The organism is Streptomyces sp. NPDC052701 (assembly GCF_040678355.1).
GTDB lineage: Bacteria > Actinomycetota > Actinomycetes > Streptomycetales > Streptomycetaceae > Streptomyces.
The window spans coordinates 14394-34088 of the sequence record NZ_JBFATO010000011.1 but is presented as its reverse complement, the minus strand read 5'-3'; the positions used below and the strand labels follow the sequence as shown (position 1 = coordinate 34088).

The 19695-nt window shown below is 74.6% G+C and carries 15 protein-coding genes and 1 pseudogene; 9 read left to right on the top strand and 7 right to left on the bottom strand.

All coding sequences use genetic code 11. The features are described 5' to 3' along the window. Positions 1-705: 705 nt before the first annotated feature. On the top strand, positions 706-4713 hold the full coding sequence (locus AB0L29_RS15035; RefSeq protein WP_365827096.1) for an AAA family ATPase: 4008 nt from the start codon (positions 706-708) through the stop codon (positions 4711-4713). 442 nt (positions 4714-5155) lie between these two features. Here AB0L29_RS15035 and AB0L29_RS15030 read toward each other — a convergent pair whose 3' ends face one another. Next, entirely contained in the window at positions 5156-5356 is a 201-nt protein-coding gene (locus AB0L29_RS15030) for a ferredoxin (RefSeq protein WP_365827094.1), read from the bottom strand. Between the two features lie 113 nt (positions 5357-5469). Next, positions 5470-5676 (bottom strand): annotated as a pseudogene (locus tag AB0L29_RS15025) (IS5/IS1182 family transposase); the annotation flags it as partial. A gap of 137 nt (positions 5677-5813) precedes the next feature. Here AB0L29_RS15025 and AB0L29_RS15020 point away from each other — a divergent pair. The 6 genes from AB0L29_RS15020 (at position 5814) to AB0L29_RS14995 (ending at position 10300) form a co-directional block, all read left to right on the top strand. Beyond that, positions 5814-6188 carry a DoxX family protein gene (locus AB0L29_RS15020; RefSeq protein WP_365827092.1) on the top strand — a complete coding sequence of 125 codons (375 nt, stop codon included), beginning with the start codon at positions 5814-5816 and terminating at the stop codon, positions 6186-6188. A gap of 49 nt (positions 6189-6237) precedes the next feature. Then, positions 6238-7188, top strand: a complete 951-nt coding sequence (locus tag AB0L29_RS15015; RefSeq protein ID WP_365827090.1) for an NADP-dependent oxidoreductase — start codon at positions 6238-6240, stop codon at positions 7186-7188. A gap of 103 nt (positions 7189-7291) precedes the next feature. Continuing rightward, positions 7292-8146 carry an SDR family oxidoreductase gene (locus tag AB0L29_RS15010; RefSeq protein ID WP_365827088.1) on the top strand — a complete coding sequence of 285 codons (855 nt, stop codon included), beginning with the start codon at positions 7292-7294 and terminating at the stop codon, positions 8144-8146. An 85-nt stretch (positions 8147-8231) separates the two neighbouring features. Next, the gene (locus tag AB0L29_RS15005) at positions 8232-8693 is read left to right on the top strand and encodes a DUF6069 family protein (protein ID WP_365827086.1); all 462 of its coding nucleotides are present in this window, start codon (positions 8232-8234) and stop codon (positions 8691-8693) included. A gap of 129 nt (positions 8694-8822) precedes the next feature. Then, positions 8823-9314, top strand: a complete 492-nt coding sequence (locus tag AB0L29_RS15000) for a MarR family transcriptional regulator (RefSeq protein WP_365827084.1) — start codon at positions 8823-8825, stop codon at positions 9312-9314. A gap of 107 nt (positions 9315-9421) precedes the next feature. Beyond that, a complete protein-coding gene (locus tag AB0L29_RS14995) occupies positions 9422-10300 on the top strand; it encodes a class III extradiol ring-cleavage dioxygenase (RefSeq protein ID WP_365827082.1) in 879 nt (292 codons plus the stop codon). A gap of 154 nt (positions 10301-10454) precedes the next feature. Here AB0L29_RS14995 and AB0L29_RS14990 read toward each other — a convergent pair whose 3' ends face one another. Further along, positions 10455-11159, bottom strand: coding sequence for a TIGR03943 family protein (locus tag AB0L29_RS14990; RefSeq protein ID WP_365827080.1), 705 nt, complete (start codon positions 11157-11159; stop codon positions 10455-10457). Next, positions 11156-12175, bottom strand: a complete 1020-nt coding sequence (locus AB0L29_RS14985) for a permease (protein WP_365827078.1) — start codon at positions 12173-12175, stop codon at positions 11156-11158. Before AB0L29_RS14985 ends, AB0L29_RS14990 begins: the two co-directional genes overlap by 4 nt. A gap of 207 nt (positions 12176-12382) precedes the next feature. Between AB0L29_RS14985 and AB0L29_RS14980 the strand changes: the two genes are divergently transcribed. Beyond that, a complete protein-coding gene (locus tag AB0L29_RS14980) occupies positions 12383-14278 on the top strand; it encodes an NAD-binding protein (protein WP_365827371.1) in 1896 nt (631 codons plus the stop codon). A 238-nt stretch (positions 14279-14516) separates the two neighbouring features. On the opposite strand, the gene AB0L29_RS14975 is transcribed toward AB0L29_RS14980, so the two are convergent. Then, positions 14517-16379 carry a prolyl oligopeptidase family serine peptidase gene (locus AB0L29_RS14975; protein ID WP_365827077.1) on the bottom strand — a complete coding sequence of 621 codons (1863 nt, stop codon included), beginning with the start codon at positions 16377-16379 and terminating at the stop codon, positions 14517-14519. A gap of 166 nt (positions 16380-16545) precedes the next feature. Between AB0L29_RS14975 and AB0L29_RS14970 the strand changes: the two genes are divergently transcribed. Continuing rightward, entirely contained in the window at positions 16546-17328 is a 783-nt protein-coding gene (locus AB0L29_RS14970; protein WP_365827075.1) for an SURF1 family protein, read from the top strand. A gap of 118 nt (positions 17329-17446) precedes the next feature. On the opposite strand, the gene AB0L29_RS14965 is transcribed toward AB0L29_RS14970, so the two are convergent. Together AB0L29_RS14965 and AB0L29_RS14960 are read right to left on the bottom strand one after the other, a co-directional pair. Further along, entirely contained in the window at positions 17447-18487 is a 1041-nt protein-coding gene (locus AB0L29_RS14965; protein WP_365827073.1) for a hypothetical protein, read from the bottom strand. Between the two features lie 146 nt (positions 18488-18633). Next, the gene (locus AB0L29_RS14960; protein ID WP_365827071.1) at positions 18634-19209 is read right to left on the bottom strand and encodes a SigE family RNA polymerase sigma factor; all 576 of its coding nucleotides are present in this window, start codon (positions 19207-19209) and stop codon (positions 18634-18636) included. Positions 19210-19695 lie beyond the last annotated feature (486 nt).

Sequence of the window (19695 nt, the reverse complement as noted above, 5' to 3'; positions counted from 1 at the left end):
GGCCCCCCCCCCCGCCCCCCGCGCCCCCCGCCCGCCGCCCGGGGCGCCCCCCCCCCCCGCGGCGCCCCCCCCCGGCGGATCGGTCGGCAGATCGGCCGGGGGCCGGCCGGGGCGGCCGGGGCGGCCGGAGGGACCAGCCGGGAGGTCAGCCGGAGGAACCAGCCGGGAGATCGGCCGGAGGAACCAGCCGGGAGATCGGCCGGAGGGATCGGCCGGAGACCAGCCGAGGGACCAGCCAGGGACCAGTCGGGGACCAGTCTGGAGATCGGCCCGAGGGACCAACCGAGGACCAGCAGAGGACCAGCAGAGGACCAGCCGGGGATCGACCAAAGGATCGGCCGGGGGCCGGCCGAAAACGGCCGGAAACGGCCGGAGGCAGGGCCCCTCCCCCACACCACGTCGTCCGGCACCGGTCCCTCCCCTCGTGGGGACCGGTGCCGAACGGTGGGCCGGTCTCGTCCGCGCCGTACGGCGTGGACGAGGGAGTTCCGGGGTGGACACGGGAGAGGTGGTGGCCCTGCGGGCACGGGTCGAGTGGCCCGTCCGGCGACGCGCGGTTACCGCGCTGCTACGTAGTGATCCTGCCGGTTGTGGCCTCCGTAGAGGAGGTTCCGGCCAACGGACACCGATTCCGCCGCAGGTCAGCCGTATAAAGTGGGTTTTCCGGTCCGGACGTCCAGGTGCGGGGAAGTAAGGGGTGGAGCCTTGGGTTCCGACTCGACGGCACGCACAGCCTTCGCGGAACGTCTCGCGCTGCTGTACAAGGAGGCGGGCAATCCTCCCCTCAAGCGCGTGGCCGAGGCGGTCGTCCGGTTGCAGCGGGTCGACGAGCGTGGACGGCCCGTGCGGGTGTCCGCCCAGCGGATCAGCGACTGGCGGCGGGCCAAGAACGTGCCCGCCCAGTTCGCCGCCCTCGCGGCGGTGCTGTACGTGCTGATCCCGCAGGCGCGGCGCGCGCGGCCCGCACCCGTCTCCCCCGGCCTGTACGACCTGGCCCAGTGGCAGCGGCTGTGGGAGCGCGCGGTGGCCGACCCGGTCGGCGACCGGCCCGCCGCGGACGTGGAAGAGGAGGAGGGGCCCCCGCCCGAGGCGCCGGCCGTGCCCGGCGGGGTGTGCCCGTACCGGGGGCTGGCCCCCTACCGCCGGGAGGACGCCCGGTGGTTCTTCGGCCGGGAGCGCAGCACGGACGCCCTCGTCGCGCAGCTTCGCGCGGCGGAGGAGACCGGCGGCCTGGTCATGCTGGTGGGCGCCTCGGGGGCCGGCAAGTCCTCCCTGCTGAACGCCGGGCTGGTACCCGCGTTACGGGACGGCGCGCCGGGCGCCGGGCACGGGCCGCCCCGGGAGGTGGTGCAGCTCGTCCCCGGCGGTGATCCGCTCGCGGAACTGACCCGCCGCATCCCCGAGCTCGCACCCGTCGTCTCCCGCGCGGTGCGCGAGGGCGCGCCGGAGCCCGCCGCGCCCTGGTTCGCCGGGGCGGTGCGGGAGGCCGTCGGCGCCTGGGCGGACCGCGCGGGAGACGGCGGGCGCCCGGTGGTCATCGTGGACCAGTTCGAGGAGGCCTTCACCCTCTGCCCCGACGAGACCGGCCGGCGCACCTTCGTGCAGGCTCTGCACGCCGCCTGCACGGGCCCCGGCCCCGGCGGGCCGGGGCCCGTCCTCGTGGTCATCGGGATACGCGCCGACTTCTACGAGCAGTGCCTCGGCTATCCGCACCTGGCCGACGCGCTGCAGCACCGGCACATGGTGCTCGGGCCGCTGACCACCACGGAGCTGCGCGAGGCGGTGACCGGCCCGGCCAAGGCCGTGGGGCTGGAGCTCGAACCGGGGCTCGCGGAGCTGATCGTGCGGGAGGTGAGCGCCGACGGGCCGCGCGGGGCGCACGACGCCGGGGTGCTGCCGCTGCTCTCCCACGCGCTGCTCGCCACCTGGCAGCGGCGCAAGGCGGGCCGGCTGACCCTGGCCGGCTACCGCGCGGCGGGCGGCATCCAGGGGGCGGTGGCGGCGACCGCCGAGCGGGCCTGGTCCGGCCTCGATCCGGCGGCCCGCACGGCCGCGCGGCTGCTCCTGCTGCGGCTGGTCCGCCTCGGCGAGGACACCCAGGCCACCCGCCGGCGGGGCACGCGCCGCCAGCTCGCGGCGGAGTCGACGGACCCCGGCAAGACGGAGGAGTCCCTGGAGGCCCTGGTCCGCGCCCGGCTGGTGACGCTGGACGCGGAGACGGTGGAGATCACCCACGAGGCGCTGCTGCACGCCTGGCCCCGGCTGCGCGACTGGATCGACGAGGACCGGCAGGGCAACCTGCTGCGCCAGCGGCTGGAGGAGGACGGCAGGGCCTGGGAGGGGTCGGGGCGCGACGCGTCGCTGCTGTACCGGGGGTCGCGGCTGGAGCAGGCCCACACCTGGGCGAGGTCCGCCGGCGACACCTACCTCACCCGCAGCGCCGTGGAGTTCCTGGCGGCCTCGGTCAGGCTGCGCCGGCGTACCGTCTGGATCAGCCGGAGCGCGGTGGCGGCGCTGGTCGCCCTGGCGGTCCTGGCCGCCGGCGCGGCGATGGTCGCCCGGCAGCAGCGGGACGAGGCGGTCTTCGAGCAGGTGGTCGCCGAGGCCGACCGCGTCCAGTACACCGACCCGTCGCTGTCCGCCCAGCTCGACCTGGTGGCCCACCGGCTGCGGCCGGACCACGAGGGCACGAGGAACCGGCTGGTCTCGATCGTGAACGCGCCGCTGGCCACGCCCCTGCTCGGCCACACCGGCGCGGTCTACCTCACCTCGTTCCGCCCGGACGGCCGGGTCCTGGCCACCGCCAGCTACGACCGGACCGTCCGGCTGTGGGACGTGGCGGACCCGACCCGTCCGAAACCCCTGGGCGGTCCCCTCACCGGGCACCGCAGCTGGGTGAGCAGCGCGGTCTTCAGCCCGGACGGCCGCACGCTGGCCAGCGCGGCGGACGACGGCACCGTCCGGCTGTGGGACGTGACCGACCCCCGCCGGCCGCGCCCGCTCGGCGCGCCCCTGACCGGCCACGACGGCACGATCTACCTGCTCGCCTTCAGCCCGGACGGCCGCACCCTGGCCTCCGCCAGCGAGGACCGCACCGTACGGCTGTGGGACGTGTCGGATCCCGCGCGCCCGGCCCGCCGGGGACGCCCCCTCACCGGCCACACCGCCGCCGTGCGCTCGGTGGCGTTCAGCCCCGACGGGCGGACGCTGGCCGCCGGGGGCGACGACCACACCATCCGGCTGTGGGACCTGTCCGGGCCGGGCCGCCCGGAGCCGGCCGGCGGGAAGCTGGCCGGCCACCGCGGCACCGTGCACTCCGTGGCCTTCAGCCCCGACGGCCGCACGCTCGCCAGCGGCAGCGCCGACGACAGCATCCAGCTGTGGGACGTGGCCGACCCGCGCGAGGCGGCGCCGCTCGGCGCCCCGCTCACCGCGCACACCGGCCCCGTGTGGTCGGTGGCCTTCAGCCCCGACGGCACGATGCTCGCCGCCGGCAGCGCGGACAGCACGGCGAGCCTGTGGAACGTCAGCAATCCGGCGTACCCGTCGCAGGTCGGCGAACCCCTGGCGGGCAGCAGCGGCGAGATGTACGCCGTGGGCTTCAGCCCCGACGGGCGGACCCTCGCCACCGGCAGCGGCGACAGCAAGGTCCGCCTGTGGTCGATCCCCACGTCGGACATGACCGGCCGCGGCGGAGCGTTCCGGCCGGACGGGCGGGTGCTTGCCACGGCCGCGCGCGACGGACGGGTCCGGCTGTGGGACGTGACCGCTCCGCACCGGCCCGTGACGCTGGGCGAGCCGTTCATGCCGGGCGACGGCGGCCTGCGGACGCTGGTGTTCTCCCCCGACGGCCGCACCCTGGCGGTGCTGGAGGAGAACCGCGCGGTACGGCTGTGGAACGTCGCCGACCCGGCCCGGCCCGTGCCCCACGGGCCGCCCATCGAGCTGCGGACCCGGTTCACCGGCCCCGACGCGCTGGCGTTCGGCCCCGACGGCCGCACCCTGGCCACCGCCTACGACGACCGCACCATCCAGTTGTGGAACGTGGCCGACCCGTCCCGCCCGCTGCCGCTGGGCCCGCCGCTCACCGGGCACCGGGGCTACGTCAACTCCCTCCTGTTCAGCCCCGACGGCCGCACCCTGGCCAGCGGCAGCGCCGACGGCACCATCCGGCTGTGGAACGTGGCCGACCCCCGCCACGCCGCCCTGCGGGGCCGGCCGCTGACGGGCCATCACGGACCCGTCAACGTCCTGGCCTACAGCCCCGACGGCCGCACGCTGGCCAGCGGCGGCGACGACGACGCGGTCCGGCTGTGGAACGCCTCCGGCTCCGCCGGGGACACCCGGCCGGGCGCCACCCTCACCGGTCACACCGAGGCGGTCGTGTCCCTGACCTTCAGCCGGGACGGCCGCACCCTGGCCAGCGGCGGCAACGACACCACGGTCCGGCTGTGGAAGGTCGACCCGCCCACCCGGGCCACCCCCATCGGCCAGTCGATGAGCCCCAACGCCAAGACCGGCAATTTCCTCTCCTTCAGCCCCCGCGGCCGCATGCTCGGGGTTTCCAGCGGCGCCGGAACCATCCGGCTGTGGAACCTGGACGTCGACGCCGCTATCCATCGCATTTGCTCGGTCACGCGGGGCGTCCTGACCGCGGAGAAATGGCACGAGTATCTGCCCCGCCTCTCGTTCGACCCGCCGTGCGAGAAGTGACGGCGGCCGAACTCCGGTTCGACCTCGCGTGATTCCGCTCACAGCTTCTCCCCCGAGTCGAGCGGACCGCCCCCGCCGTCCCAACGCCCTTGTTACTCTTGGTGCAGCCCGATCGCTGGTGCTTCCCCCGTCGCCAGCGATCGGGCCTTTCCATGCCCGGACGGCGATATCCCGCCACCCGCGGCCACCGGGCGGCTTTTTGCCTCCCGGGCAAATTCCTGTGCTTTTCGGTCCGGTACACGGCATACGACAACAACGGGCGGACGACGGCGCGGACGACGGCATTAAAGGGAATGGCCGTATTTCCCCCGGGGCCCTCGGACCGGGCGCACCGTCCGGGGCCGCAGGGCGATCGCGTGCCCAGCCCTCTCCGGCGGCCACGCCGTCCCCGGCGCTCCCGGCGCTCCCGGCGCTCCCGCGGCAAAGGTCCGCGGCCCGGGCCCTATTCGCCGATGCCGACGTCGATGTCGATGGCCCGGGACGGGCACCTCTCCGCCGCCTCGCGCACCTGCGGATCGTCACCGGAGTCCTCGCGGCCCGGCAGGACGGCGCCGAGCCCGTCCACCACGGTGAAGACGGAGGGGACCCGGTAGGCGCAGTCGCCGGAGCCGTAGCACGCCTCGCGGTCCACCGAGATCTTCATCTGCCCTCCCGTCGCCAGCGGACTCCCACGGGGTCACTGCCCAGACGGCCACCCGCCGAACCGGCCCGCGCGCGGACGGCGCCGACGAGGGGGTTTGGGCCGCTTCTTTTGGATCATCCTGCGGACCCGATGTGAATGCCGGCGATGTGGAGGGCTGCCAGGTAGACGGTGGCGGTCTTGTCGTAGCGGGTGGCTAAACCGCGCCACTGCTTGAGTCTGTCGATGCAGCGTTCGGCGGTGTTGCGCTGCTTATAGGCGTCGCGGTCGAAGGCTGGCGGCCTGCCGCCGGCTCGGCCGCGCGTCTTGCGGTTGGCGATCTGCGGCTGCCGTCCTTCGGTCCCGCACGACACAAGCTCGCTTGAAGCTTCAATGAAACCACCTCGGTTTCACTTGACGCTTCAAGTCAATCGGCCTACCTTTAGTTGAAGCGTCAAGTCATCGGGAGAGGTCCGACACCATGAACGTCACCCTCTGGGTCATCGCGGGCCTCCTGGCCGTCGCATTCGCCCTCGCCGGTCTGATGAAGATCGCCCAGCCGAAGGAGAAGCTGGCCGCGTCCGGGATGGGATGGACCGGCGACTTCTCCGCCGGTGCGGTGAAGGCCATCGGCGCGCTGGAGGTGCTCGGCGCGCTCGGCCTGCTCCTGCCCGCGGCCCTGGACGTCGCGCCGGTCCTGGTGCCGCTGGCGGCCACAGGGCTGGCGGTCCTCATGCTCGGCGCCGCGGCCGTCCACGCCCGCCGCCAGGAGCAGCAGATGATCGGCGTGAACGCCGTCCTGCTGATCCTGGCCGCCGTCGTGGCATGGGGCCGCTTCGGCCCCTACGCCTTCTAACGTCTTCACAAAACAGTCGAAATCGCACCAAGGTCTTTTGGAGATCGTCATGCGTGCACTGAACGTTCCTGAGCCCGGTGCCCAGCCCGCCGTGTCCGACCTGCCCGTCCCGGAGGTCACCGACGGCCATGTCCTGATCCGGGTGAGGAACGCGGCCCTGAACGCCGTCGACAACGCCCTGGCCTCGGGAATGATGGCCGAGATGATGCCCCACGCCTACCCGCTGGTGCTGGGGCGGGACGCCTCCGGTGTGGTCGAGGCGGTCGGCGCGGGCGTCGACCACGTGGACCCCGGTGACGAGGTCTTCGGACACGTCCTGCTCGCCCCGCCGATCCAGGCTGGCACCCTCGCCGAGTACGCGCTGCTCCCGGCCGCCTCGGTGGCGGCCAAGCCGGCTGGGCTGGACTTCGCCACGGCCGCGGCCCTGCCGCTGGCCGGCACCGCCGCCTACGCCTCCGTCGAAGCCCTCGACGTCCAGCCGGGGCAGGTCGTCCTGGTGGTCGGTGCCACCGGCGGCGTCGGCTCCTATGCCGTGCAGCTGCTCGCCGCCCGTGGCGCCACCGTCGTGGCGACCGGGACACCCGCCGACGCCGATCGGCTCACCGGCCTGGGCGCCGCGACGGTCGTCGACCACACCACCGCCACGCCGGTCGCCGACCAGGTCACCGCCGCCTACCCCGACGGCCTCGACGGCCTGATCGACCTGGTCTCCCGCAGTGCCGAAGGACTGCCCCTGAGCGCCCTGCGCAAGGGCGGCAAGGTCACCAGCACCCTGAACGCCGCCGACGAGCAGGCCCTCGCCGCGGCCGGGCTGACCGGCAGCAACATCATGGCCACCCCGGTCCGCGAGGTCATCGAGCGGCTGGCCGCCCTGGCCGCCGAGGGCACCGTCAAGGCCGACATCGCCACCGTCCTCCCCCTGGAGCGGGCCGCCGAGGGCCTGTCGACCCTCGCCGCCGGCCACGCTCGCGGCAAGATCATCGTCAACGTCGGCGATTGACCCGGACCACCGTCCTGCCCTGCTGCCCAGCTCCGCCCCACCCCGCCCCGCCCGGAAGGGCGGTGGCCCGCATCCCTGACAGAACCGACGGAAAGCCCTTCTCATGATCATCGTCACCGGCGCCACCGGCCAGCTCGGCCGCCTCGTCGTCCAGGAGCTGCTGACCCGCGTCCCTGCCGACCAGATTGTCGCGGCCGTCCGCACCCCGGACAAGGCAGCTGATCTCGCCGAGCAGGGCGTCCAGGTCCGCGAGGCCGACTACGACCGCCCCGAAACCCTCAAGGCCGCTTTCGAGGGCGCCGAGAAGATCCTGCTGATCTCCGGCAGCGAGGTCGGCCGCCGCATCCCGCAGCACCAGGCCGTCATCGACGCCGCCAAGGACGCGGGCGCCGGCCTCCTGGCGTACACCAGCGTCCTTCACGCCGACACCTCTACCCTGCCCGTCGCCCCCGAGCACCAGGCCACCGAGGAAGCGATCAGGGCCAGCGGCCTGACCTACAGCCTGCTGCGCAACGGCTGGTACAACGAGAACTACATCCCCGCCGCCCAGCAGGGCGCGGCCAACGGCGTCATCATCGGCAGCGCCCGCGACGGCCGCATCTCCTCGGCCTCGCGCGCCGACTACGCCGCAGCCGCCGCCGTGGTCCTCACCGGCGACGGCCACGACAACACCGTCTACGAACTCTCCGGCGACACCGCCTTCACCATGGACGACGTCGCCGCAGACATCACCGCGGTCACCGGTACCCAGGTCACCTACCAGGACCTGCCCGCCGAGGCGCACACCCGGGCCCTGGCCGAGGCCGGTCTGCCCGAACCGGTCGTGGAGATGCTCGTCGCGATCGACGCCGGCACCGCAGAAGGCCAGCTGGCCGGCACCACCGGCGACCTCTCCCGCCTCATCGGACGGCCCACCACCGCACTGCGCGCGACCCTCACCGCTGCACTCGCCGACTGAACCAGCCGCACACGCCGCTCCTCACGGGCGCCGGTCCCGCGCCGCCGCCTTCCTCCGCCACTCGTCCCCTTTCAAGGAGATCCTCATGTCCACCTCACCCTCTTCCGCACCCTCGGCCACGTCCATGGCTCAGGCGCCCGGACGGGGCGCGGTCGCCGGATGGCTGCTGGGGGGCATCGTCGCCGCGAGCATCGCCAACGCGGTGATCGCCCTGATCGCCCTGGCGGCGGGGGCCTCCGACGACTTCCAGCCCCTGCAGCCCGGCGCCTACGTCTCCTTCACCGTCCTGGGCGTCCTCATCGGCGCGGCCGGCTGGGCGGTCGTCCGACGCCGCTCGGCCGATCCGCGCGCTCTGCTGACCCGGCTCGTTCCCGCCGTGGTCGTCGTGTCCCTGGTCCCTGACCTGATGATGTTCTTCAGCGACTACAAGCCGCACGCCGACGCCGCCGGAATCATCGCCCTGATGCTCATGCATGTGGCGGTCGCCGCCATCGCGGTCGCCGCCTACCTGCGCGCCCTGCCCCTGAACGACACCCCCCGCGGCTGACCCGCGAGCCGCCCCTTCCCCGGCGGCGGGGAGGCCCCAGCCCTTGATCCGCCCAGCCGCGGAGCGGGAGGTACACCCATGCACGAGACAGCCGCCGTCGCGCTTGAAGCGTCAAATTATCGTGGGGGTATGAACACCGACGAGCCGAACTGGCTGGATGACGAGGAACAGCAGACCTGGCTTGCCATGGTCGGCATGCTGGTCAGCCTCCCCGCCGCCCTGGACGCCCAGCTCCAGCGGGACGCCGGCATCTCCCACTTCGAGTACCAGGTCCTCGCCGGACTCTCCATGTCCCCCGAGCGCACCCTGCGGATGAGCGACCTGGCGGAGTTCGCCGAAGCCTCCCTCTCCCGGCTCTCCCACACCGCCAAGCGCCTGGAGAAAAAGGGCTGGCTCACCCGCACCCCCGACCCCGCCGACGGCCGCTTCACCCTCGCGATCCTCACCGACGCCGGCTGGGACAAGGTCACCGCCACCGCCCCCGGCCACGTCGCCGAAGTACGCCGCCTGGTCATCGACCCCCTGACCAAGGCGCAGGCCAGGCAACTGCGGGAGATCAGCCGCCGCGTCACCGACGCCATCCACCCGGGCCGCACCTGCCCCCCGATGCTCCACCCCTGACCCGCACCCCGTCACCACCCCTGCCCCGGGCGGCCTGCGGCGCACCGATCCCCACCCCACACCCACCCCCGCCTGCTCGACGGCCCGCAGCCGCCACGGAGACCACCATGCCCGACCTGCTGAACCCCGCCACCCCTGCCGGCGCCTACGACGCCTTCCTCCCCGACGCCCTCACCCGGGCCGCCGCACACCGCCCCTGGACACCGGCCGACGGCCCCCTGCCCGCGATATACCTCAGCCACGGCGCCCCGCCCCTCTTCGACGACGGCCCCTGGCTGCGCGAACTCTCCGACTGGGCCCTGTCCCTGCCCAAGCCCAAGGCCATCGTGATCGTCTCCGCGCACTGGGAGGATGCCCCGCTGATGCTGTCGGCCCCCGCGGCCGGAACACCGCTGTACTACGACTTCGGCGGCTTCCACCGGCGCTACTACCAGATGCGCTACGCCACCCCCGACGCCACCGGCCTCGCCGCCCGCCTCGCCGCGATGATGCCCGACACCGAACCCCTCCACCAGCACCCCACCCGCGGCCTCGACCACGGCGCCTGGATCCCCCTGATGGCCATGTACCCGCTGGCCGACATCCCCGTCGTACAGATGTCCATGCCCACCCACGACCCCCAGCGCCTGCTGGCCCTCGGCCGCCGCCTGGCCCCCCTGCGCGATGAGGGCGTCCTCGTCATCGGCTCCGGCTTCATGGTCCACGGCCTGCCCCACATCACCCGCGACATGATGCTCCACGGCACCGTCCCCGCCTGGTCCTCCGGCTTCGACGACTGGGCCGCCGACGCCCTCGCCCGCGGCGACGTCGAGGAACTCGCCTCCTACACCCGCGCACCCGGCATGCCCTACGCCCACCCCACCCCCGAGCACTACCTCCCCATCTTCATCACCCTCGGCACCGCCCAGAACCCCGAACAGCCCGCCCAAACCGTCATCGACGGCTACATGGCCGGCCTCGCCAAACGCTCCTTCCAACTGACCTGACCCCTACCACGACCCCACCCCCACACTTCGGGAACCAGACCAGCAATGACCGCCCCTATTCCCGGTCACTGAGCGACGGGCACCACCGCCGCACCAAACTCAGCTGACCATCCGGCCCTCGTTCTGCCTACTCACGTGGTCCAAAGGAAACGGCCTAGTCGCCCCCGGCCCCGTCGTACGGATCGCGCGGTGCCGGGACCGGTGCGGCGCGGGTGACCTCGATGAAGGGGATCGGGGCGTCGTTGACCGGGTCCGTGGTGCGGCGGGGGGTGTAGGTGCCGGTGACCTCCAGCCAGGTGTCCGGTCGCAGGACCGGCGGGACGCGGCCGGTCAGGGCGACCTTGACCGGCTGGGCGTCGGCGGCGCAGCAGTTGAGGCTCATGCGGACCAGGTAGGGGGTGCCGGAGGGGTCCACGGCGACGAATCCGGTGACCTCGACGGTGCGGCCGCGCAGGGAGCGGCCGCCGTCGTAGACCGCGCGGGCCGCGTAGTCGGCGACGCCGAGCCGCAGGGGGCCGGTGGCGGGCAGGTCGGGGAAGCCGAAGGGCTTCTGCAGGGCCGTGCCCGTGTGGGTCGCGCTGTAGGAGCCGAGGGCCGGCGGGGCGACCAGGATGAGGGCGAAGACGGGCAGGACGAGGAGCCAGGAGACGCGCGGTTCGTGGGAGTGGCCCTCCGCGCGCGGACGGCGCCGCTCGTACCACAGCGTCGCCAGGGCCGTCGCGATCAGCACCGCGCCCGACAGCAGCAGCAGGGGCCGCAGGCCCGCCTTGACGTAGCGCAGGTACAGGTCGGTCAGGCCCGCGTGCAGCACCGTCGCGCCGAGCAGGAACAGCAGGGCGGCCTGGGCGTGGCGGTTCACAGCAGCACCGCCCCGGTCAGGGCCGACACCGCGACGGCCAGGGCGAAGGTCGCGGGGGCGAACCGCAGGGCGAACGCGCGGCCGAAGGTGCCCGCCTGCATCGCGAACAGCTTCAGGTCCACCATGGGCCCCACCACCAGGAAGGCGAGGCGGGCCGTCGGCGAGAACTGGGTCAGGGACGCCGCCACGAACGCGTCCGCCTCCGAGCAGATCGACAGCAGGACGGCCAGCACCGCCAGGGCCAGGACCGACAGGACCGGGTCGTCGGCGGCCGCGCGCAGCCAGGCGGCCGGGACGACCGCCTTGAGGGTCGCCGCGGCCATCGCACCGACCACCAGGAACCCGCCCGCGTGCATCACGTCGTGCCGGACCGAACCCCAGAACGCGGCCCCCCTGCCCTGCCCGTCGTGCGCCGCGCGGGCCGGTGGCCGCAGCAGGTCGGCGCGGCCCAGGCGGTGCCACAGCCAGCCCATCGCGCACGCCACCAGCAGGCTGGCGGCGAAGCGGGCGAGGACCATCTCCGGGTTCCGGGGGAAGGCCACCGCCGTCGCCGTCAGCACGACCGGGTTGATCGCGGGGGCGGAGAGCAGGAACGCGAGCGCCGCCGCCGGGGTCACGCCCCGGCGCACCAGCGCCCCGGCCACCGGCACCGACGCGCACTCGCAGCCCGGCAGCACCGCGCCCGCGGCCCCCGCCACCGGAACCGCCAGCACCGGGTGCCGGGGCAGCGCCCGGGCGAAGAAGGACGGCGGGACGAACACCGCGATCGCCGCCGACAGCAGCACGCCCAGCACCAGGAACGGCAGCGCCTGCACCAGCACCGCGACGAACACCGTCGTCCAGCTCTGCATCACCGGGGCCGACAGCGCCCCGCGGACCGGGTCCTGCAGCATCACGGCCGTCAGCAGCACCAGGGTGAGCAGCAGCGGGGAGTCGAGGTGGCGGCCGTCCGCGGCCCGCGCGGGGTCCCGCCGGCCGCCGCCGGTGTCCTGCGGGACTTCCTTCGTGTCGGCCACGGGCCGGGTACCTCCGGTGGTGCGCGGGGCGACGGGATTCCCTCCCCTGCCCGTTCTCCTGTGGTTCCTGTCCGTTCCTACGGCGCGGCGGGCACGCCCGTTCACCGCGGCACCGCCGCACCGTGGAACCGCCCGTCCCGGTACGCAGTCCCCCTCCTCGTGGGAAGCGTTCCGCAGCAAAGTCTGCCGGGTGATCCGTCGGCGCACATGGTGGTGTGCGGTGACGACGGGCTCGCGCACCGGCTCGCGGCCGAACTGCGCGGTGTCTACGGCGAGCAGGTCGTCCTCGTGGTGCCGTCCCGGCGCGGCGTCCAGCGGCCCGTGGTCGGGCGGGCCCGGGCCGCCTCGGCGGCGCTGCTGGACCGGGTCCGGGTGGTGGGCGCGGCCGTCAACCGCGCGGGCGGCGCCGAACCCGCGGGCGGCGAGCGGGTGGTCGAGGCCCCGGAGCTCACCGAGGCCGTGCTCGCCGAGGCGGGCGTGGAGCGGGCCGCGGCGCTGGCGCTCGTGTACGACGACGACGAGACCAACATCCGCGCCGCCCTCACCGCCCGCCGGCTCAACCCGCGGCTGCGGCTCGTGCTGCGGCTGTACAACCGCCGGCTGGGCCAGCACATCGAGGAACTCCTGGACCAGGCTGCCGCGTTGGCCACCGGCGGCTTCGCGGCGTCACCGGCGGTCGACGCCTCCACGACCGTCCTGTCCGACGCGGACACGGCCGCGCCCGCGCTGGCCGCCACGGCCCTGGCCGGCACCAGCAAGGTCGTGCAGACGGACGGGCTGCTGCTACGCGCGGTGGAGCGGCGCCCGCCGCGCTCCGGGGAGGTGGCCGATCCGGGCCTGTGCACGCTGGCGCTGCTCTCCGCGACCAGCAACGACCCGGCCGGCGCGGACGGTTCGGAGAGCAGCGGCGAGCAGGGGCCGCAACTGCTGCCCGACGCGGCGGCGGTGGCGGCGGCCACCGGACGCGGGACCGTCGTGCTGGAGCAGGTGTCGTACTCCGGCCCGTCCCTGCCGGCCGGACGCGCCGCGGTGCCCCCCTTCGCCTCGCTGTTCTCGCGGCGGCTGCGGTGGTCGCTGGCGGGGCTGGTCGGCTGTGTGGTCGCGCTCGCCGTCGCGCTGACGGTGGTGACCGGGGAGCACCCCCTGCACGCCACCTACGTCACGCTCCTCGACCTGTTCGCCATCAACGAGCCCGCCCTGGACGCGCCCACCGGGCGGCAGGTCCTGCAACTGCTGTCCGGTCTCGTGGGCCTGCTCCTGCTGCCGGTGCTGCTGGCCGCGGTGCTGGAGGCGCTGGGCACCTTCCGGAGCGCCTCCGCGCTGCGCAAACCGCCGCGCGGGCTGGGCGGGCACGTCGTGCTGCTCGGGCTCGGCAAGATCGGCACGCGGGTGCTGACGCGGCTGCGGGAACTGCACATCCCCGTCGTGTGCGTCGAGTCCGACCCCGAGGCGCGCGGGCTCGCCACCGCCCGGCGGCTGCGGGTGCCGGTGGTGCTGGGCGACGTCACCCAGGAGGGCGTGCTGGAGGCGGCCAAGATCCACCGGGCGCACGCGCTGCTCGCGCTGACCAGCGCGGACACCACGAACCTGGAGGCCGTGCTGTACGCCCGGTCGGTGCGCCCCGACCTGCGGGTCGTGCTGCGCCTCTACGACGACGACTTCGCGACCGCCGTGTACCGCACCCTGCGGGCCGCGCACCCGCACGCGCTCACCCGCAGCCGCAGCGTCTCCCACCTGGCGGCGCCCGCGTTCGCCGGGGCGATGATGGGGCGGCAGATCCTGGGGGCCATCCCGGTCGAGCGGCGGGTGCTGCTGTTCGCGGCCGTCGAGGTGGGCGGGCACCCCCAGCTGGAGGGCAGGACGGTCGGGGAGGCGTTCCGGGCCGGGGCCTGGCGGGTGCTGGCGCTGGACACGGCCGCTCCCGGCGAGCGGCGGGCGGACCGGGCACTGCGGGCGGCCGGGCCGGGTGCCGGGGGGTCGTCGGGGCTGGTGTGGGACCTGCCCGAGACGTATGTCCTGCGCGGCGGGGACCGGGTGGTGCTGGCGGCGACGCGCAGGGGGCTGGCGGAGCTGCTGGGACGCCGGCGGGAGCGGGCCGGGTGAGACGGCGGGCGGTGCCGGACGGGCCGCCGGCCGGGCCGGGCTGGCACCGGCACCGGCACCAGGAGGGCGAGCGGCCCGTCGCCACAGCGGCACAGCGGCGCGGCTGCCCGCGGCCGGGCGGGACCGGAAGACGGACCCACCGGCCCCGCACACGCCGCGAACCCCGCCGGCCCCGCACACGCCGCGAGCCCCGGCCGCCCCCGGCCGCCGTCGCGCGATGCCGGGCCCTCCCCGGCCGTCAGCCCTGGGCACCCCCCAGGTGCCGTCGCGCGAAGTCCAGCTCCAGCCTGACCTGCTTGATCCGCTCGTCGACCACCAGCGAGCCGTGCCCCGCGTCGTAGCGGTACACCTCGTGGACCGCGCCCCTGGCCTCCAGGCGCTTGACGTAGTTCTCGATCTGCCGGATCGGGCAGCGCGGGTCGTTGACGCCGGCCGAGATGTAGACCGGGGCCTTGACCCGGTCGACGTAGGTGATCGGGGAGGACGCCTCGAAGCGCTCCGGGACCTCCTCCGGCGTGCCGCCGAGCAGCGTGCGGTCCATCGCCTTCAGCGCCTCCATCTCGTCGTGGTACGCCGTGACGTAGTCCGCGACCGGCACCGCCGCGATGCCCAGGCTCCACGCGTCCGGCTGCGTGCCCAGGCCGAGCAGAGTGAGGTAGCCGCCCCAGGAGCCGCCGGTCAGGATCAGCCGGCCGGGGTCGGCGAGGCCCGAGCCGATCGCCCACTCCCGCACCGCCGCGATGTCCTCCAGCTCGATGAGGCCCACGCGGTGCTTGAGCGCGTCCGTCCAGGCCCGGCCGTACCCGGTGGAGCCCCGGTAGTTCACCCGCACCACCGCGTACCCGTGGTCCACCCACGCCGCCGGCCCCGCCGCGAAGGAGTCGCTGTCGTGCCAGGTCGGTCCCCCGTGGATGTCGAAGACCGTCGGCAGCGGGCCCGTCGCCCCCCGCGGCCGCTGGACGAGCGCGTGGATGCGGCCTCCCGGGCCCTCCACCCACACGTCCTCCACCGGCACCGAGCCCGGGGACTTCATCCCCGGCGGGTCGAGCACGACCCCGCCCGCCGTCGACCGGACCGCGGGCGGTTCGGCGGCCGAGGACCACAGGTACTCCACGCTGCCGTCCGGGCGGGCCGTCGCCCCCGACACCGCGCCCGGCGGGGTCGGGACCCGTACCAGCTCCCGGGTGGCCAGGTCGTAGCGGAACAGCTCGCTGCGCGCCTCGAAGCTGTGCGCGATCAGCAGGCCGGTGCCGTCCGGGTACCACTCGGCGCTCACGTCGCCGGGCAGCTCCAGGGCCAGGTCGGTCTGCTCCCCGGACGCCACGTCCCACACCAGCGGCTCCCAGCGGCCGCGCCGCTGGTGCCCGATCAGCAGCCGCGTGTCGCCGTCGACCGGGGCGAAGCCCAGCACCTCGAGGCCCAGTTCCCGCGTGCCGCCCTCGGTGTCGTCGAGCTCGGCGACCGGGGTGCCGTCGGGGCGCAGCACCCGCAGCGCCGAGTGCATGGCGTCGCCGTGCTCGGTGTGCTCGACGGCGATCAGCGAGCCGTCGTGCGAGAGGTCGCCGACGCCCGCCGACTCGCGGTGGCGGTAGATCTCCACCGGGGCCTCGCCGAGGCGCACGAGGTGGATCGTCGTGCCGTCCTCGTCGGTGGAGCGGCCCACGACCGCCGTCCGGCCGTCCCGGCCGAGGGCGAGACCCGCCGGGTACGAGGGGTCCAGGCCCGGTGCCGCGAGTTCGTCCTCGCCGCCGGTGAACGGCTGGCGGCGCCACACGCCGAACTCGTCGCCGTCCTTGTCGTCGAACCACCAGATCCACCGGCCGTCCGGCGACAGCACGCCGTCCGTCGTGCCGTTGGGCCGGTTCGTCACCTGGCGCTGCTCGCCCGTCGACCGGTCCCAGGCGTACAGCTCGTACGTCCCGGTCGCGTTCGACACGAACAGGGACCGGTCGGGCGCGTCCTGCGCCCAGTCCGGCAGGGAGACCCTGGGCGCCCGGAAGCGCTTCTCCCAGTCCGGCATCCCCTCGCCCGGTCCCCCGTGTCCGTCTTGCTCGATGTGGTCCCGTCGATCCCGTGCGTCGGACCCGTTGCGCTCAGTCATGGCCCCATACTGCCCGCCCCCGCCGACAGGGGGGCGGGGAGGCCCCCGGCCTGTGGACAACCTCCACCGGTTCCCCTCCTCCCGCAGGCCGGGAGGCGCGTGGAGGCCGGGGCCCGCGGCGACCCCGCGGCCCGCGACCGCGCGCCCGCCCCGTACCGTGGGGGACGTGTACCGGTTTCTGCTGACGCCCCGCTGGTGGGGGATCAACGTCTTCGTGCTGCTCGCCGTCCCCTTCTGCATCTTCATGGGGTCGTGGCAGCTGGGCCGGTTCGAGGACCGCGTCCAGGACCACCGCAACGCGGGTGAGCAGGCCGCGTCGGCCGGGAAGCAGGAGGCCCGCCCGCTGGCGGAACTGCTGCCCGTGGACAAGGCGACGTCCGGGCGGCGGGTCACCGCGAGCGGCCGGTACGCCGAGCAGCTGCTGGTGCCGGACCGGGAGCTGGACGGCAGGCGCGGCCACTACGTCCTGACGCTGCTGCGCACCGACTCCGGCAAGGCGCTGCCCGTGGTCCGGGGCTGGCTGCCCGGCGAGCCGGACCGGGCGAAGGCACCCGCCCCGCCCGCCGGAAGGGTCACGGTCACCGGGGCGCTCCAGGCCTCCGAGACGCCGGGCGACAACGGCGTCAGCGCGCGCGGCGGCCTGCCGGCCGGGCAGACCGCCGCGATCAGCGCGGCCTCCCTGGTCAACCTGGTGCCCTACGACCTGTACGACGCGTGGGTGACGCTCGACAAGGGCGACTCCGGCATGCGGGCCGTGCCCGCGACCGCGCCGCAGAACACCGGGCTGGACCTGAAGGCGTTCCAGAACCTGGGCTACACCGCGGAGTGGTTCGCCTTCGTGGGCTTCGTGATCTTCATGTGGTTCCGGCTGCTGCGGCGCGAGGTGGAGTTCGCGCGGGACGCGGAGCTGGGACTGGTCACCGACGACGAGCAGCGGGTGCCGGCCTAGATCCCGAGGCCGGCGCCGCGCCCGCCCGGATCACGGACGGGCGGGCCCGGCGCGGCCCGGCACCGGCGCGCTCCCCCGCGCGCCGCCCGGCACCGTCTCGCGCTGTCCCGGTCTCGCGCTATCCCGCCAGCACGCCCGTCCAGTAGACCGTGCCCGCGCACGCGCCGGGCACCACGGCCGTCGCCGAGCCGGTGCCCGTCTGCGGGGTGTACGTGACCGCCACGCTGCCGTCGGCCACGCCGTCCTCGGTGACCAGCTGGGTGGTGGTGCCGGTGTCGCCGCCGGTGGACGTTCCGCCGGTGGTGTCGGCCGGCTCCTCGGTGGGGGTCGGGTCCGGCGAGGGACCGCCGGTCTCGCCACCGGTGTCGCCGCCCGCGGTGGGGCAGGTCTCGCTGGGCACCCAGGCGAACCTCACCTCGTACGCGGCGCCCGGCTGGAGCACCAGCCGGGCCGACTCCAGCGACGGGTCGGGCAGCCCGGCGGCCGCGTCCCCGGCCACGTGCCGTGCCGACATGACCTTGGCGGGGTCGGCCGCGCCCTGCGCGAGGGCGCCCACGCCGCCGGGGCCGTCGACCGTGCAGGGGCCGGAGGAGACGTTGGTGACCCGGAAGGAGCCGTAGACCGCGCCCGTGGAGTCGGGGGCGGCGCTGCCGGCGACGGCGGGGCCGAGCTGGGTGCCCGTGCACACCGGGATGCCGGCCGGGTCGGTCGAGGAGGGGCCGGAGCCGCGGGAGGCGCCGGAGCCGCTGCCGGTGTCCTCGCCCTTGCCGCTCTCCTTCTTCTCGTCCTTGTCCTTGTTCTCGGGCTTGTCCGTGCCGCCGCCGGAGGTGTTCCCGCCGCCGGCCGGGTCCTTGCCCTGGCCGGTGCCGCCCTGGGCCTGCGAGGCGTGGCCGATGGCGGACGGGTCGGCCTCGGAGCCGGTGGTGTGGGAGACGTGCACGAGCGCGGGGATCGCCGTGCCGACGAAGAGGGCGGCGGCGGCCATGCCGACGGCGGCCTGCCGCTTGCGGGCCCGCCGGGCGGGCACCGCCCGGCGCAGGTAGTCCAGGGTGCCGTCGCGCGGTTCCACCTCCTGCACCACCTGGTGCAGCATCCTGCGCAGTGCCAGCTCGTCCGAGTCGAACCCCTCAAGGTCCTGGTCGTCGGGGCCGTGGTTCACAGTTCCGTTCCCAGCGTGCGATTGCTTCGGCTCTTGCCCGTCCGGCCGGGGCCGCCCGGGCTCCCGTCCGTCCGGCTCCGTCGGCCCGTGCCGCTCGAAGGGCTCGTGTCGTCCGCGCGCGTCGCGCCGCGCATCGCTGCCGTCGCTCATGCCGGCGCCCCCATGGCGAGCCGGAGCGCCGCGATCCCGCGCGAGCCGTACGCCTTGACCGAGCCCAGCGATATGCCGAGCGTCTCGGCGACCTGCGCCTCGGTCATGTCCGCGAAGTAGCGCAGGACGAGCACCTCGCGCTGGCGGCGCTGCAGGCCCTTCATCGCCTTGATGAGGGAGTCGCGCTCCAGCTGGTCGTAGGCGCCTTCCTCGGCGCTGGCCATGTCGGGCATGGGCTTCGACAGCAGCTTCAGGCCCAGGATGCGGCGGCGCAGCGCCGAGCGCGAGAGGTTCACGACCGTCTGGCGCAGGTAGGCCAGGGTCTTCTCCGGGTCGCGGACCCGTTTGCGCGCCGAGTGGACGCGGATGAAGGCCTCCTGGACGACGTCCTCGCAGGAGGCGGTGTCGTCGAGGAGGAGGGCGGCCAGACCCAGCAGCGAGCGGTAGTGCGCGCGGTAGGTCTCGGTGAGGTGGTCGACGGTGGTGCCGGCCACCACACCGTCCTCGGCGCCGTCACGCTGGTCCGGTATGCGGGCCGGCCGCGCCGCGGGCATGGGCGCGATCACCGGCATGCCACCGGGCGAGCCGGGCGCACGGGGTCGGAGAACCGCCGGCCGGGGCGGCCGTAGGACCGTGCCGCGCGCCGCGCTGAAATCGAGAACCTCTGCCACGCCAGTTGGACCCGTTTCCCCCCGTCAAGGTTGTACGTGCCGGACGTCACTTTCGTGCCGGCCTGCGTCGCCGGTCCTCTGCCCGCGCCAGGCAGCACACCCGACGGCGCGTCACATGCGCTCATGCGTCCCGCTCTTCCCCTGTGTCCCATATGAACGGACGTCCCCACGTCCGGTTCCAGGCGTCCCCACGCCCGGACGACCGCGTCCCCAGTCCCTGAAGGGGTGACCGCAAAGACGCTCCCCGCCCTCCGCGTGGTTGCGGAGGGCGGGGAGATAAATCCTCGGCTGCCGAGGGGGCCCGGTACAAGTGGTCCGGATCATCTTCCGGCTCACACGTCGTCCACAGATCCTACAAACCGATCACGCATTGCCCAGGGGTTTTCC